This is a genomic window from Gilliamella sp. M0364, assembly GCF_016100565.1.
Taxonomy (GTDB): domain Bacteria; phylum Pseudomonadota; class Gammaproteobacteria; order Enterobacterales; family Orbaceae; genus Gilliamella; species Gilliamella apis.
The window spans coordinates 267,300-282,326 of sequence record NZ_JACFSF010000002.1 but is presented as its reverse complement, the minus strand read 5'-3'; the positions used below and the strand labels follow the sequence as shown (position 1 = coordinate 282,326).

General features: G+C 33.9%; 15 protein-coding genes. 14 read left to right on the top strand and 1 reads right to left on the bottom strand.

What is annotated here, in order from left to right; translation table 11 throughout:
* Window positions 1-9 precede the first annotated feature (9 nt).
* The gene (gene pyrF, locus H3U96_RS05040) at window positions 10-717 is read left to right on the top strand and encodes an orotidine-5'-phosphate decarboxylase (protein WP_086357352.1); all 708 of its coding nucleotides are present in this window, start codon (window positions 10-12) and stop codon (window positions 715-717) included.
* A gap of 1 nt (window position 718) precedes the next feature.
* The gene (yciH, locus tag H3U96_RS05035; protein WP_065577726.1) at window positions 719-1,039 is read left to right on the top strand and encodes a stress response translation initiation inhibitor YciH; all 321 of its coding nucleotides are present in this window, start codon (window positions 719-721) and stop codon (window positions 1,037-1,039) included.
* A gap of 49 nt (window positions 1,040-1,088) precedes the next feature.
* On the opposite strand, the gene tmaR is transcribed toward yciH, so the two are convergent.
* Window positions 1,089-1,409 (bottom strand): PTS system regulator TmaR, encoded by a 321-nt coding sequence (gene tmaR / locus H3U96_RS05030; RefSeq protein WP_065577725.1) that lies wholly within the window; start codon window positions 1,407-1,409, stop codon window positions 1,089-1,091.
* Window positions 1,410-1,716: 307 nt separating this feature from the next.
* On the opposite strand from tmaR, the gene accD reads away from it, so the two are divergent.
* The 12 genes from accD (at window position 1,717) to rseP (ending at window position 15,002) form a co-directional block, all read left to right on the top strand.
* Complete coding sequence (gene accD / locus H3U96_RS05025; protein WP_086361092.1) at window positions 1,717-2,607, top strand: acetyl-CoA carboxylase, carboxyltransferase subunit beta; 891 nt, start codon at window positions 1,717-1,719, stop codon at window positions 2,605-2,607.
* A gap of 6 nt (window positions 2,608-2,613) precedes the next feature.
* Complete coding sequence (folC, locus tag H3U96_RS05020) at window positions 2,614-3,885, top strand: bifunctional tetrahydrofolate synthase/dihydrofolate synthase (protein ID WP_086361091.1); 1,272 nt, start codon at window positions 2,614-2,616, stop codon at window positions 3,883-3,885.
* A 12-nt stretch (window positions 3,886-3,897) separates the two neighbouring features.
* Window positions 3,898-4,440: an SPOR domain-containing protein gene (locus H3U96_RS05015; protein ID WP_086357355.1), complete on the top strand. Its 543-nt coding sequence runs from the start codon at window positions 3,898-3,900 to the stop codon at window positions 4,438-4,440.
* Between the two features lie 61 nt (window positions 4,441-4,501).
* Window positions 4,502-4,987, top strand: a complete 486-nt coding sequence (locus H3U96_RS05010; RefSeq protein WP_034903542.1) for a CvpA family protein — start codon at window positions 4,502-4,504, stop codon at window positions 4,985-4,987.
* An 18-nt stretch (window positions 4,988-5,005) separates the two neighbouring features.
* Window positions 5,006-6,523, top strand: coding sequence for an amidophosphoribosyltransferase (gene purF, locus H3U96_RS05005; RefSeq protein ID WP_198195791.1), 1,518 nt, complete (start codon window positions 5,006-5,008; stop codon window positions 6,521-6,523).
* A 450-nt stretch (window positions 6,524-6,973) separates the two neighbouring features.
* Window positions 6,974-9,685 carry an inverse autotransporter beta domain-containing protein gene (locus tag H3U96_RS05000; protein WP_065577720.1) on the top strand — a complete coding sequence of 904 codons (2,712 nt, stop codon included), beginning with the start codon at window positions 6,974-6,976 and terminating at the stop codon, window positions 9,683-9,685.
* Window positions 9,686-9,806: 121 nt separating this feature from the next.
* Entirely contained in the window at window positions 9,807-10,952 is a 1,146-nt protein-coding gene (locus H3U96_RS04995) for a hypothetical protein (RefSeq protein ID WP_198195789.1), read from the top strand.
* A 176-nt stretch (window positions 10,953-11,128) separates the two neighbouring features.
* A complete protein-coding gene (locus H3U96_RS04990; protein WP_034903307.1) occupies window positions 11,129-11,335 on the top strand; it encodes a YheU family protein in 207 nt (68 codons plus the stop codon).
* An 84-nt stretch (window positions 11,336-11,419) separates the two neighbouring features.
* Window positions 11,420-12,052 (top strand): cAMP-activated global transcriptional regulator CRP, encoded by a 633-nt coding sequence (gene crp / locus H3U96_RS04985; protein WP_034903327.1) that lies wholly within the window; start codon window positions 11,420-11,422, stop codon window positions 12,050-12,052.
* 46 nt (window positions 12,053-12,098) lie between these two features.
* Entirely contained in the window at window positions 12,099-12,824 is a 726-nt protein-coding gene (locus tag H3U96_RS04980) for an isoprenyl transferase (RefSeq protein ID WP_065577718.1), read from the top strand.
* Window positions 12,824-13,666, top strand: coding sequence for a phosphatidate cytidylyltransferase (locus H3U96_RS04975; protein ID WP_086360943.1), 843 nt, complete (start codon window positions 12,824-12,826; stop codon window positions 13,664-13,666). Before H3U96_RS04980 ends, H3U96_RS04975 begins: the two co-directional genes overlap by 1 nt.
* 7 nt (window positions 13,667-13,673) lie before the next feature.
* Window positions 13,674-15,002, top strand: coding sequence for an RIP metalloprotease RseP (gene rseP / locus H3U96_RS04970; protein WP_232347739.1), 1,329 nt, complete (start codon window positions 13,674-13,676; stop codon window positions 15,000-15,002).
* Window positions 15,003-15,027: the final 25 nt, after the last annotated feature.

Below are 15,027 nucleotides of genomic sequence, written 5' to 3'. Positions count from 1 at the left end.
AACTAAGTTATGTCATCTCCAATTATTGTTGCTGTTGATTTTGCTGATACAAAGTCCGCGTGGAATTTTATTGATAAAGTTGAACCTAAAGATTGCCGTCTTAAAATTGGTAAAGAATTATTTACTCATGCTGGCCCTGATTTTATTAAACAGATAAAACAAAAAGGTTTCGATATTTTTTTAGATCTCAAATTTCATGATATACCTAATACGGTAGCCAAAGCAGTAGCTGCTGCCGCTGAACTAGGTGTCTGGATGACAAATGTTCACGCCAGTGGTGGAATTCGTATGATGGCGGCGGCAAAAGATGCGCTTTACCCATTTGGAAAAGATGCACCTTTATTAATTGCGGTCACTGTACTAACGAGTATGGAATCTTCAGATCTTAAAGAAATTGGTATTGAGGTATCGCCATTAGAACAAGCAACTCGTTTAGCATTATTGGCCAAAAATTGTGGGCTTGATGGTGTAGTTTGTTCTGCCAAAGAAGTACAGAGTTTTAGAACACGGCTTGGTAGTGATTTCAAATTGGTTACACCTGGTATTCGTCCAGCAGGTTCTACTCCTGATGATCAGCGACGAATTATGACTCCACAGCGAGCGCAAGCAGCGGGTGCCGATTATTTAGTCATAGGCCGTCCTATAACGCAAGCGGAGGATCCAAGCAAAGCATTACAGACTATTTTATCAACTCTTGATTCATCTAAGAGCAATTAGTATGACAGATAATCCAATTGTTTATTCAACTGAACATGGTCGAATAACGCCTGAAAAAGCCATTAAGCCTCGGCCTAAAGGTGATGGTATTATTCGTATTTCACGTCAGACATCGGGCCGAAAAGGGAAGGGTGTTTGCGTGATTGATGGTTTTGACCTAGATGATAGCCAATTACAGCAATTAGCCGCCGATCTTAAAAAACGTTGTGGTTGTGGTGGTTCGGTTAAGGATGGAAAAATTGAGATTCAAGGTGATAAACGCGATCTATTAAAATCACTAATAGAAGATAAAGGATTTAAAGTTAAACTTGCTGGAGGTTAGTTAACCAAAAAATAATACCCTTTTGAAAAGGGTATTATTTGAAAAAAAATTAATTAGAACGGTAACCACGCATTTTTTTACTGATGTCGCGACGTTCCTTAGAAATTTCAGCATTTTTGATGATGTAATCATCAACACGATCATCGTAATCGCTTTTCATGTTGGCAATAATAGCTTGAAGCTCTTCGTAAGTCATATCAGGTTTAATATAATCACTTAAATTTTCAAGTAATAATACGCGCTTTTGGTTGTCACGAATTTTCTTCTCGTTATCTGAGATTTCGCGTTTTAATTTGTTTAAACGACGTGACAAACGAATGTATTCAAGAACATCTTGAAATGATGGTGCGGCTGATTTTTCCTTGTCCATCTATAACCCCTTATTTCTGAAAAGATGAAAAACAATTATTCTTTAATTATATACTAATAATTTTTTGTGGTCATATTAAATATAGTTTCATTTGTTAAATGATAAATTTAACAATTAACATAGATGGTTATTTTTGTTTTATCTGAACTTTTTTAAAGTTTGGTTGTATATTATTTTTGTGTAGTATCAAAAACGTTATCTAATTACGGATAAATTGGAATAAAAGCAAAAACAAGTATTAAGAATTATTGCAAAGTATTATACAATACGTTGTTAATTGTAAAGAGTACCGAATGAGAGAATCATAATGAGCTGGATTGAAAAAATTCTGAGTAAAAATAATATATCGTCAGATCATAAAAAGGCGAATATTCCAGGTGGTGTTTGGACTAAATGTAGCAATTGTGAGCAGGTCATTTATCAAGCTGAACTTGACCGAAATTTAGAGGTTTGTCCGAAATGTGATCACCACATGCATATTCCTGCCCGAGTTCGCTTATATCGTTTTTTAGATGAAGGTTCTGATGTTGAAATTGGTGCAGAACTTGCGCCAAAAGATATTTTAAGATTTAAAGATACTAAAAAATATAAAGATCGTTTAACTGCTGCGCAAAAAGAAACTCACGAAAAAGAAGCTATGGTTGTTATGAAAGGAACGTTACTAGGCATACCGGTTGTCGTAGCTTGTTTTGAGTTTGCTTTTATTGGAGGATCAATGTCATCAGTGGTCGGTGCTTTATTTACTCGTGCTGCTGAACAAGCTATTGCAGATAAATGTCCATTAATTTGCTTTTCAACCAGTGGTGGTGCTCGTATGCAAGAAGCACTATTCTCATTAATGCAAATGGCAAAAACAAGTGCTATTTTAGCCAAAATGCAAGATGAAGGGTTACCATATATTTCAGTAATGACCGATCCAACAATGGGTGGTGTATCTGCAAGTTTAGCTATGTTGGGCGATATTAATATCGCCGAACCTAAAGCATTAATTGGTTTTGCTGGTCCTAGAGTAATACAACAAACTGTACGTGAAACCTTACCAGAAGGATTCCAACGTAGTGAGTTTTTACTTGAAAAAGGTGCAATTGATATGATTATTCATCGTCGAGATATGCGACCAAAAATTGCTGGTTTATTGGCTAAGTTAATGAAACTTCCTAACCCTTTTGATAATGTCGCTAATGATGAGACAATTTAACTGATCATGCAAAATAAAATCCCAGATGCCATGTCAGATCTTAAGACATGGCTTTGTTATTTGGAACAGTTACACCCTTCAAGTATTGAACTAGGGCTGGAAAGGGTAAAGTCAGTTGCTGAGCGATTAGACCTATTACAACCAGCTCCTTATATTTTCACTGTAGCAGGAACTAATGGCAAAGGGACAACTTGTCGTACCTTAGAAATGATTTTACTTGCTGCTGATAAGCGTGTTGGTGTCTATAGTTCTCCACATTTATTACATTTTACTGAGCGAGTTAGAATCAATAATCAAGAGTCAACACCATCAGATACTGTTAAGGCATTTGCTGCGATTGAAAAGGCCAGAGGCGATATTTCATTAACTTATTTCGAATATGCAACACTGGCAGCTTTATATCAATTTAAGCAAGCCCAACTAGATGTTGTTATTTTGGAAGTTGGGCTAGGTGGTAGACTTGATGCCACCAATATTGTTGATGCTGATATAGCAATTATAACGACAATCGGTATTGATCATGTTGAATATTTGGGAAATACAAGAGAAAGTATTGGTCGAGAAAAAGCCGGTATTTTTAAACCGAAAAGTATTGCTGTTGTTGGTGAACCTGAAATACCATCGACCATTTTAGATGTTGCTCATGCCGTAAATTGCCCGCTCTTTGCTGTAAACAAAGATTGGTCTTATCAACAAATTGATAAATTAACATGGCAATTTAATTCTTCAATAAAGCAATATCAAAATCTGCCGATTCCGCAAGTCCCTCTAGCTAATGCCGCAACAGCAATTGCTGCCCTTAGTCATTCACCATTTTCTATCACTCAAAAACAAATAGACAGTGCTCTTGAAAAAACTAGTTTAATAGGACGTTTTCAAATTATCCAAGCATCACCAACTGTAATCGTTGATGTTGCGCATAACCCTCATGCGGCCAGTTATTTAGTCAAGCAAATTGAGTTATTAAAACAGCAACAATCAAAAGTTGGAAAAGTGAGATTTGTGATAGGGATGCTTAAGGATAAAGATATTAAAAGTACTTTATCTATATTTAATGCTGATCAGTGGTATTGTGCTTCACTTTATGGTGAGCGCGGATGTAATGCTGATATATTAAAGCAGTTTTTACAAGAGGGAAATGTAGAGAATATCGCAACATTTGATTCGGTGAATGAAGCATATCAAAAGGCTATGCAAGAAGCAAAAGAAGATGATATTATTGTCGTTTGTGGCTCATTTCATACCGTTTCTGCCGTTTTGGATATAGTAGGCAACTAGGTAAATGTGAACATGGATAATAATCAAGAGAAAATTAAATGTAGCTCAAATAAAGTTAGAAATCAACTTGTTGGTTTTGCTACATTTTTGTTAATAATTGCTATTATTGCCCCTAATATAATCACTGATAAATCTAATTCGCAAACATCAACAGTTCCTATATTACAATCAGGTGTAATAGATGGACAAAACCAAGATGTTGCAGTGAAAAATGAATCTTCTTATACACCTGATTCAGATCAATATCCTAGCCCTTTAGCTTCACCTGATATTATTGATGATAGTGTTGATTCTCAAATAACGACATCTTCTGAACAAACTGATAAACCCTATATGATTCAGCTTGGTGCATTAAAAAATAAGAAAAAAATTGAGGAACTAGTTGCCTTATTAAGGCTGAATAACTATAACGTTAGAGTGATACCAAATAATCCAGGACCAAATCAACTAATAAAATTACAAGTAGGTCCTTATGCGAAAAGAGAACAAGCTGAACAGTTGATTAGTAATTTAAATAATTTAACTAAGTTAAAAGGTGTAATTGTTGTCAATTAATAATCATTTTATGATTTATCAAAATTAAAAAATATTAATGTAAAAATTGTGAGTTATTATGATGAATTGGGTTGATTTTACGATTATCGGTGTGATTATTTTATCTGCACTGATTAGTATTATTAGAGGCTTTGTCAAAGAAGCGCTATCTTTAATTAGTTGGGTGTTAGCTTTCTTTATAGCTAGTCGTTTTTATATGTACATCACTAGTTATTTGACTTATTTTGATAGTGATGTCATTCGGATTGCAGTTGCTATTGCGATACTTTTTATTTCGACATTAATTGTTTGTGCAATCGTCTCTTATCTTATAGGACAATTAGTTCAAAAAACGGGACTATCAAGCACCGATCGAGTATTGGGAATTTGTTTTGGGGTATTAAGAGGTATTTTAGTTGTTGCAGCAGTGCTCTTTTTTGTTGATACCTTTACGCCTTTATCCCAATCTCCGTATTGGGTGCAATCACAACTTATCCCGCATTTCCATTTTATCATTCGCTGGTTTTTTGATTTTATACAGCAGTCGTCTTCATTTTTAGTTCAATAAGTTTGAGGTAATCATTGTATGTGTGGTGTTGTTGGTATTGTAGGATGTAGTACTGTTAATCAATCTATTTATGATGCTTTAACTGTTTTGCAACATCGTGGACAAGATGCAGCTGGGATTGTAACCATTGATGAACAAAATCGCTTTCGTTTACGTAAAGCAAATGGTTTGGTGAAAGATGTATTTCAAGAACATCATATGCAACGATTACAAGGTAACCTAGGTATAGGTCATATTCGTTATCCAACCGCGGGTAGTTCAAGCCCTTCAGAAGCTCAACCTTTCTATGTAAATTCGCCATATGGTATAGCTCTTGCCCATAATGGTAATTTAACTAATACTGATCAGTTACGTGATAAGGTATTCGAATTAGCAAGGCGCCATATAAATACTAGCTCTGATTCTGAAGTATTACTTAATATTTTTGCAAGTGAACTTGATAAATTCCCGACTTATCCTTTAACTGCAGATAATATCTTTAGTGCAGTTCATCAAGTTCATCAAATTATTAAAGGGGCTTATGCTTGTGTGGCAATGATTATTGGTCATGGACTGGTTGCTTTTCGTGATCCATTTGGTATTCGACCATTGGTTATTGGCAAAAAAGTCATTGATGATCAAAAAACAGAATATATGGTTGCATCAGAAAGTGTTGCTTTAGATATTCTCGATTTTGAATTTATGCGAGATGTGGAGCCTGGTGAAGCTATTTATATTACTCAAGATGGCCAATTTTATTCTAAACAGTGCTCTGATAATCCTCAATATTATCCATGTATTTTTGAGTATGTCTATTTTGCTCGACCTGATTCGTTAATGAATGGTGTATCTGTTTATCAGTCACGGATATTAATGGGGCAAAAACTGGGACAAAAAATAGCCAGAGAGTGGAAGGATATTGATATTGATGTCGTCATCCCTATTCCAGAAACATCCTGTGATGCAGCGCTTGAGATTGCTCGTATTTTAGGTAAACCTTATAGACAAGGATTTGTTAAAAATCGTTATGTAGGGCGTACTTTCATTATGCCAGGACAAAATGCCAGAAAACTGTCAGTAAGAAGAAAACTTAATGCGAATCGTATTGAGTTTGAGGGCAAAAATGTGCTTCTTGTTGATGATTCTATTGTACGAGGAACGACGTCTGAAAAAATTCTTGAAATGGTACGTTCTGTTGGCGCTAAAAAAGTTTATTTAGCTTCGGCTGCGCCAGAAATTAGACATCCTAATGTTTATGGTATTGATATGCCTATTGCGAGTGAATTAATTGCTTATAATCGATCAGTTGATGAGATTGCAAAAGAAATTGGAGCAGATAAATTAATATTTCAAGATCTTTCTGATTTAATTGATTCTATTCGAGAACAAAATCCCGATATTCATCATTTAGAATGTTCCGTATTTAATGGCAATTATATTACAGAAGATGTTGATGATAATTATTTTAATCAATTAGAGAATAATAGAGCTGAAACGAAAACATCTTTATCAATTAAAGAATCTGAAAATCTTGAAATTTATAACGAAGAACAATAGCAATTATTTAATCTTGTAAAATTATGACAAGATTATAATAAATAAATCTGAAATATTTTTTCAGATTTATTTATTGAAAAACTAACCAATTTTATTAGTTTAAAATTTGAATATATCTATTAATAAAAAACAGTATTTTTCAATAAATTAATTAAAAAGCTAATTTACCTTCAAAATCGCATCAATATAACCTAATGAAAAATAATAATAAAAATATTCTTTACAAAAAAAATCAAAAAATAAAATAAAATATTTTGATAAATTACTTTTTTGTAATAAAATCCTTGTAAATTTGGTTATTTTGTAAAGAAATATTAATTTTGTAAAAAGTGATTTAAAAATATATATAAAAAACCAATAAATAATCACAACTATTAATGACAATGCAGTAATGCTAGAAAACAGAAAAAACATTGTAATATTGTCAGAGGAATATAAGGAATAATTAAGATGACTAAGAGTCTTAATTTAAAAATTATCTCAGCTTTCGTGATTGCAACACTATCTTTACAGCCTGTTTACGCTACAGACTCGGAGACGTCTTCAAATGCAGTTGATAGTAACAAGATAATTGAATTGAAAAATGGCACTAAAGCTCGAGAGATGATAAATAATCAACAGCGCAGCCTATATCAGATTGCGTTGTTAAGTAGTATTTCGATTTCAGAGCTAAGAGCGATGAATGCCGGTCGATTTGACAAGAAAGACGTCGTTGATATTGGTGAGCGTCTAGTTCTGCCTGAAAATTCTCCTTTATTACCTGCTATAAAAATTAATGATGATAAAAAAGATAAATATTCGAATTTACCTAAATTAAGTTCTGACGATAATTATGATGTAAAACAAGATAAAGATGCTTTAGCTACTCAAGTGGCGTCTACATTACAAACGCTCGCTACTCAAGATTGGAAGCAAATTACTTCATCAGATAATGGTGGTATATCAGGCCATCTGAAAGACAAAGGTAAAGATTATGCTGAAAATTATGTTCGTAATGGCGTTAAAACGCAAATTGTTGACCCAGTTCGCAATGCAGCACAAGATTTCTTAGGTCGTTTTGGTACAGCTCAATTACAGTTTGATTTGAGTGATAAAGGCCAATTTAATAACGTTAATTTAAAATTATTTAGTCCTTGGATTGATACCGAGGATATGTTGATTTTTAGCCAAATTACATTCCAAGAATATGAACATAATCGCCGTATAGGTAATATTGGTATTGGCCAACGTTGGGATGTAGCCGATAAAAAATGGTTACTTGGTTATAATGTCTTTTTGGATCACGACTTTCAACGTGCACATAATCGTTTAGGTATTGGTGCCGAGGCATGGAGTGATTACATGAAATTCGCGGTGAACTATTATCATCCTCTCTCGGACTGGAAAGAGTCTAAAGATTTTGATGAATATTTAGAAAGAGCTGCTAAAGGTTTTGATATCCGTTTTCAAGGTTATTTGCCACAATATCCACATCTAGGTGGGTCGCTAATGTATGAACAATACTTTGGTGATAAAGTTGCATTGTTTGGTAAAGATAATTTACAAAAAGATCCACGAGCGATAACAATTGGATTAGATTATACTCCTGTTCCGCTTTTCACGATAAAAGCTCAACATAAACGCGGGCAAGATAATAAAAAAACTACTACAGCAGAATTAACCATGAATTATCGGATTGGTACGCCATTAAAAGATCAATTAGATCCAGATATGGTCCAATCAGCACGATCCTTAAAAGGCAGTCGATATGATTTAGTTGATCGTAACAACTATATCGTCCTTGAATATAAAGATAGAAAAATGACTGTCGATTTAGGATTAGAATCTATTCAAATAATCGAAGGTACAACATCTAACATCTTTATAGGTTTGCATAATGCTAAAGGTGTATCCAAGTTGGTATGGTCTGGTAATATGCAAGATATCGATGATGGTGGTGGTTTCTTATGTTCGGCAATCGGAACTTGTACCGCTTCTTCATGGTTTAATCCACCAGCAAGTGTTGATAATTGGAAAATAGTTGCTCCAAAGTACCTTGATAAAAATGGTCAACGCAACCCAGTTAGCACCAATGGTGTTTATTCTTTATCGGTAACAGTTACTGATGGAAAGGGGAAAAGATCAGCAACATCTAACTCAGTTTCTTTTGAAGTTCTACCTAATAATGAACTACGCAGAGTGGGCGTTTGGGCTATTGATGTTTATGGTAGAGCAAGTACTGCTCCTGTTCACAATCCTGCTAACGGTAGGGATACCGTTACGTTAATGGCTACGTTGGTCACACCAAAAGATGGCGTAGAAACTCGGGGCCTAACTGACTATGATGGATTTAGTGATACTATCTTAATGGATAGTATTGAAAATTCGTTTGAAGCTTCTGTTACCGATTTGTGGGTAGCAACTAGTAATGGTAATCCAATTAATTTTATTGATGGAACCACTGGAAATATAACGGCTTGTCCGACAGCAGATCCTTGTGTCATTGTTAAATCATTTGAAAAAATCAAGATGGGACATAAGATATCTAATAGAGATATAGAGGCAATTGGTGATACTTATGCTATCAATGTTGCTTCTAATATCACAGGTACAGTTGATTTCGTAGCTAAGCTGAATCAATATGGTCAATCTTTGAACCATGCGATTGTTTATTTTAATGGTGGTCAGGCTGGTAGACTTGAAGTTTATCGAAGTTCAGATAATGCATTAGTTGCAGCTACTGATGATAACCCTTATCTAGTATTTAATCCAAATGGTCCAAATGAGTGGAAAGTTCATAACGAATATTATGCAGTCGCTTATGATCTGGCTGACAACGTAATTCAGGATCCATTTATTGTCTGGTCACTTGTTGGATCAAATGATAGCGCATGCCCTGGAAATAGAGCGATTAATCTTAAAAATGCCTTGGGTAATCCTGACTATCGAAATGGACCATGGTTTAATGTGAGTATGGGTAAAAATGCACGTTATAAGATTCGAGGAATCAAATCGACAGTAAATGGCAGTAATATCGACGGTGAAGATAGCTATGCGTTTATTGGTACAAGTATTCCAAAAGTTGAAGGTGCACCTGAGCACGTGGATTGGCAGCAAGTATCTATTCCTGAAAGAGCATGTGCTGGAGACCAAGGTTTCTTATTACAAGTTATTGCTTATTAAAGTTAAGAAGTTTTTTAATTATCACAAATTACCGTTGATAATTCAAAAGGGAACACCAAAAAATGGTGTATTTATATAAATACAACATGTTAATTTATCAAAGAAAAATAGGAAGTTAAACATGAAAAATCTAACAATCAAAAAAGTCGCATTAGGCTTATTCTTAGCTGGTTATGCTGCTAGTAGTGCTTACGCAGTAGATATAGTGGGAGAAACCGTTAATCAAATACAAGGTAATGCACCGGTTATTTTCGCTAAAGATCATGACGTTGAACGCGCTATTACCATTCGTATTACCGCAAGTGAATCTGATACAACTGCTGCTGGTAACGATAGAAAAGCTCAAGTTGGTGATTTTATTCATATCTTTTATAATTTAAAAGATTCAGATGGCGATATTGATACAACAGGTGCAATCAAAGACACATTAAGAGTATGGATTAATAAAACTACTGATGATGTGTCATGGACAAATGTGACTAGTGATATTTCCAGTTCACTTACCTATAGTAATAATGGTGAAGAAGGTCATATATATTTTAGAATTACTGAAGCTATGGCTGGTGCGGTGAAAGTTGGTTTACAACTTCAAGAAAAAACTTCATTTGGTAATCCAAATGTAAATGAATGGTTAAACCTTGCTGATATTTGGAGTACTCAAGCTCCTCAACATCAAGAAACAATAGGTGATAACGAACAACCAGCTACTAATACTGGTTCTGGTGACCCTGATCCTAACAACCCAGTAGGACCGATCTTCTCTGATCAAAGTACAAAAATTGGTATTTTCAAATATAAAACTGATGGTACACTTGACATGAGTATAAATATAGCAACTACTTTACCAGCTCAACCAACTGGAGTTAGTGATGCAGACTGGGCGAAACGAACAGTTCCACAATATGGCGATCGTTTAGCTGCTGTTGTATGGCAAATAACGGATGGAAATACTACTGGAGATCATAGCTTACCAAATACTGCTGGTACTGATAGAATAATTACTGATTCATATAGATTCACATGGAAACTTTACGGTACCTCTAGTGATAATACAGGTAGTGTAGCTGCACCTGCAGATGCATTAACTACAGGTGTGTATAGTGTAGCTGGAGCTGATATTGGTGATTCAATTGCCTTAGGTGCGGTAGAAGCAGCTGGTGGCAATGTTGCTACGATAGCAAATACTAAACATAACTCATTATATAATACCTTAACAACGACTAGAGCAGGTATTCAAGGCTTCAAACTTCAAGTTATAGCAAGATAATTATCTATTTAGTTATGAAATTGATAAAAACCACTCTATTGAGTGGTTTTTTTTAATAAAATAAGCTTAATCAAATTAAATTAAATGGATAAAAAGTGTTACGTAATATAATATTTAATTGTGCACTTCTAAGTATTAAATTGATACAATAATTAATCGAATCGATAATTACAACCATGATTATTCCTTGGCAGACTCTTGACCCTCAAACATTAAATAATCTTATTGAATCTTTTGTTTTACGAGAAGGTACCGATTATGGTGTGCAGGAAAAAACACTTGCAGATAAAGTCAATGATGTAAAACTTCATTTAATTAATGGAACTGCCGCAATTTTTTGGTCTGAATTACATGAAACAATTGATATCAAAATTATTAAATAATGATTAAAATCGTTTTACTGAGTATATGATTTATTGTGTAACTTTGTTATAGTGTCATTGTAGTAATTGAATGGAGAGGACGGAATAATGATTGGTAAACAGCAATCAGATACAACATTAGAATGGTTTTTATCTCATTGCCATATTCATAAATATCCAGCTAAAAGTACCCTTATTCATCAAGGAGAAAAAGCCGAAACTCTCTATTATATTTTGAAAGGATCTGTTGCTGTATTAATTAAAGATGATGAAGGTAATGAGATGATTTTGTCTTATTTAAATCAAAATCAATTTTTAGGTGAATTAGGTCTTTTCGAAGAAGGAACAGAGCGTAGTGCTTGGGTAAAAGCGAAAACAAGTTGTGAAGTGGCTGAAATCTCTTATAAAAAATTTAAACAGCTTGTACAAGTTAATCCCGATATTTTAATGCGGCTCGCTAGTCAAATGGCAAGTCGATTACAAGTGACATCAGAAAAAGTAAGCAACTTAGCCTTTTTAGATGTTGCTGGACGAATTGCACAAACCTTATTGAATTTAACCAAACAGCCTGACGCAATGACCCATCCAGATGGCATGCAAATTAAAATTACCCGTCAGGAAATCGGTCAAATAGTTGGCTGTTCACGTGAAACAGTGGGTAGAATTTTAAAAATGCTTGAAGACCAACATTTGATTTCAGCACATGGCAAAACAATTGTGGTTTATGGTACCCGTTGATTATCGAAATTATGATAAAAATGATTGAGATATTACGAGATATTAAATGACACAACAAAGATACATCCCAAATCATGTTGCTATTATAATGGATGGTAATGGTCGTTGGGCTCAACAACGTAATCAATTAAGGGCGATTGGTCATCGAGCTGGTTTAAAAGCGGTTCGTAAAATTGTCACCCATGCAGCAAAACTAAATATCAACGTACTCACTTTATATGCATTTAGTAGTGAAAATTGGAAGCGACCATCTAATGAAGTTTCAGCTTTAATATCACTTTTTATTTATGCTTTAAATCGAGAAATCAAAAATTTAAATAAACATAACGTTCGTTTAAATATTATTGGTGATATATCAAAGTTTAATGAACATCTTCAAAAACTGATTATTGATGCTCAATGCCTAACACAAAATAATACCGGCCTTATTCTCAATATTGCGGCTAATTACGGTGGTCGCTGGGATATTGTACAATCAGCACAAAAAATGACGACTAAAGTTTTGCAAGGAGAGATAAAACTTGAAGATATTAATGAGGATAGTTTTGCCACAACCATTTGCATGAGTGATTTGCCTGAAGTTGAATTAGTTATACGTACTGGTGGTGAGTATCGAATTAGTAACTTTTTATTATGGCAAAGTGCCTATGCAGAATTCTATTTTACCGACACACTTTGGCCTGACTTTAACTCAATATCCTTCGATGAAGCGATAGACGTATTTAATACTAGAGAACGACGTTTCGGCGGTGTTCAAAATGAGGAAATTTAATGTTAATTCACCGTATTCTAACTGCACTAATACTTATTCCAATGGTAATTATTGCCTTGTTTTTTGCGCCATTATCAATATTTTCTTATCTAGTTATCGCTGTTTGTGGAATAGCTGCATGGGAATGGACTAATTTTCTAGCTATGACTAAACCATTACATAAAATTGTTTTTACATTTTCTGTTGTAATGTTATTAAGTTTAGTTTATCTAATTCCAAATACAGAATTAATAAAATATAGATTATTTAATTATATAATTTGTTTCTCGATTATTTGGTGGTTAGTTGCATTTTTATTGGTTATTGGTTATCCAAAGTCAGTAAAATACTGGTCTAATTCACTGATTATTAAATTATTATTTGCTTTTTTTACACTGTTTCCTTTCTTTGTCGGTATGATTGAGCTTAGGTCAATTAATTATATATTTAATACTTATACAGGTGCTGTTTGGCTGCTATATGTATTTGTGTTAGTATGGGCAACCGACACCGGTGCATATTTCGTTGGTAGAGCGATAGGTAAACGAAAATTGGCAGCAAAAGTATCACCAGGGAAAACAATAGAGGGCTTTTTAGGTGGGATTAGTTCAGCCATTTTGATTAGTGTGTTTGTTTATTTAACCGGTTATTTCCAAATTAGTTTCATTACTTTTATATTGAGTTCTTTGTTAGCTATTTTAGTTTCAGTATTAGGTGATTTAACTGAAAGTATGTTTAAACGAGAAGCAGGCATTAAAGATAGTGGTAATATTATTCCTGGACATGGCGGTATTTTAGATCGGATTGATAGTTTAACTGCTGCAGTTCCAATATTTGCAGCACTATCTTTACATTTACTTTAAAAGGTTATTGATTTTGCTCTGGTCACTGTTATTATTTCTCATTACTATCAGTATATTAGTCACTGTACATGAGTTTGGACATTTCTATGTGGCTAGGTTATGCAAGGTCCATGTTGAATGTTTTTCGATTGGGTTTGGAAAAAAAATATGGGCGCATAAGTTTTCAAATGGAACAGAGTTAGTTATTGCTATGATTCCACTAGGTGGCTATGTTAGAATGCTTGATAGTCGAGCTAGCGAATTAGCTCCCAATTTTGAAAAATTTGCCTATGACAAAAAGAAACTATGGCAAAGAGCAGCAATTATTTTTGCTGGTCCATTTGCCAATTTTGTTTTAGCAGTGCTTATTTATTGGATTATTTTTTTGATGGGAGTCATTGAGTACCCCGTTAAAGTAAAAAATGTTATACCTTTAACTCCGGCTGCAACATTGAATATTCCAGCTAATTCAGAGTTAAAAATGATAGATAATACAAAAATTTATAGTTGGAATGATGTAAATATTGCATTAATTACTGCGTTAGGCAATCAAAACGTTAATATTACATATATAGATAGTTCTAATGGTGATAGTAACCAAAAAGAAATCATTAAAAATGTTAATATTAACGATTGGTATTTTGATATTGAGAAAGATTCTGCTATAACAGCTTTTGGTTTTATACCTAAACAGTTGGAAATTTATCCAATTGTGAGTAAAATTGTGACAGATTCGGCTGCTGAACAAGCTGGTTTGCAAGTTGGTGATAAAATTATCAGTTATAATGATCACTTATATACAAATTGGAGTGATTTTGCGAATACAATAAAAAAAGCCGAAATCATGGTATTGAAAGTGGATCGTAATGGTAAAGATATCAATCTGACGCTAACACCCAAAATAAATCAAAATGGAGAGAGGGTTGCGGGATTTTATCCGACATCTGATTCGGTAATTAAGCAGTATAGTTTTTTAAATGGATTTGACAAGGCGATGGAACAAACTATATTAACAACAAAGTTAACAGTTCGATCTCTTTATCAATTAGTAACAGGTGTTATTGGTCTTAAGCACTTATCAGGACCGATAACAATAGCAAAAAGCGCAGGGCAAACAGCAAGTTATGGTTTTACTCCTTACTTATATTTTCTGGCTTTTATTAGTATAAGCTTAGGTGTAATCAATCTTGTTCCATTACCAATGTTAGATGGCGGGCAGCTTCTTTTTTTATTATTTGAAGGAATAAAAGGAAATGCCTTATCAAATAAAGCACAAGAGCGTTTTTTTCGTATTGGATTTGTTTTATTAATGGTAATAATGGGAATTGCACTATTTAATGATATTTTACGATTGTAATGGGATGAGGTTATAAATATATACG

Excerpts from the sequence above, each read along its gene's own strand:
- folC (WP_086361091.1), top strand. The coding sequence starts at position 2,614 with ATGCAAAATAAAATCCCAGATGCCATGTCAGATCTTAAGACATGGCTT.
- H3U96_RS05000 (WP_065577720.1), top strand. The coding sequence starts at position 6,974 with ATGACTAAGAGTCTTAATTTAAAAATTATCTCAGCTTTCGTGATTGCA.
- pyrF (WP_086357352.1), top strand. The coding sequence starts at position 10 with ATGTCATCTCCAATTATTGTTGCTGTTGATTTTGCTGATACAAAGTCC.
- H3U96_RS04990 (WP_034903307.1), top strand. The coding sequence starts at position 11,129 with ATGATTATTCCTTGGCAGACTCTTGACCCTCAAACATTAAATAATCTT.
- H3U96_RS04995 (WP_198195789.1), top strand. The coding sequence starts at position 9,807 with ATGAAAAATCTAACAATCAAAAAAGTCGCATTAGGCTTATTCTTAGCT.
- tmaR (WP_065577725.1), bottom strand. The coding sequence starts at position 1,409 with ATGGACAAGGAAAAATCAGCCGCACCATCATTTCAAGATGTTCTTGAA.
- purF (WP_198195791.1), top strand. The coding sequence starts at position 5,006 with ATGTGTGGTGTTGTTGGTATTGTAGGATGTAGTACTGTTAATCAATCT.
- yciH (WP_065577726.1), top strand. The coding sequence starts at position 719 with ATGACAGATAATCCAATTGTTTATTCAACTGAACATGGTCGAATAACG.
- accD (WP_086361092.1), top strand. The coding sequence starts at position 1,717 with ATGAGCTGGATTGAAAAAATTCTGAGTAAAAATAATATATCGTCAGAT.
- H3U96_RS04975 (WP_086360943.1), top strand. The coding sequence starts at position 12,824 with ATGTTAATTCACCGTATTCTAACTGCACTAATACTTATTCCAATGGTA.
- H3U96_RS05010 (WP_034903542.1), top strand. The coding sequence starts at position 4,502 with ATGAATTGGGTTGATTTTACGATTATCGGTGTGATTATTTTATCTGCA.
- H3U96_RS05015 (WP_086357355.1), top strand. The coding sequence starts at position 3,898 with ATGGATAATAATCAAGAGAAAATTAAATGTAGCTCAAATAAAGTTAGA.
- H3U96_RS04980 (WP_065577718.1), top strand. The coding sequence starts at position 12,099 with ATGACACAACAAAGATACATCCCAAATCATGTTGCTATTATAATGGAT.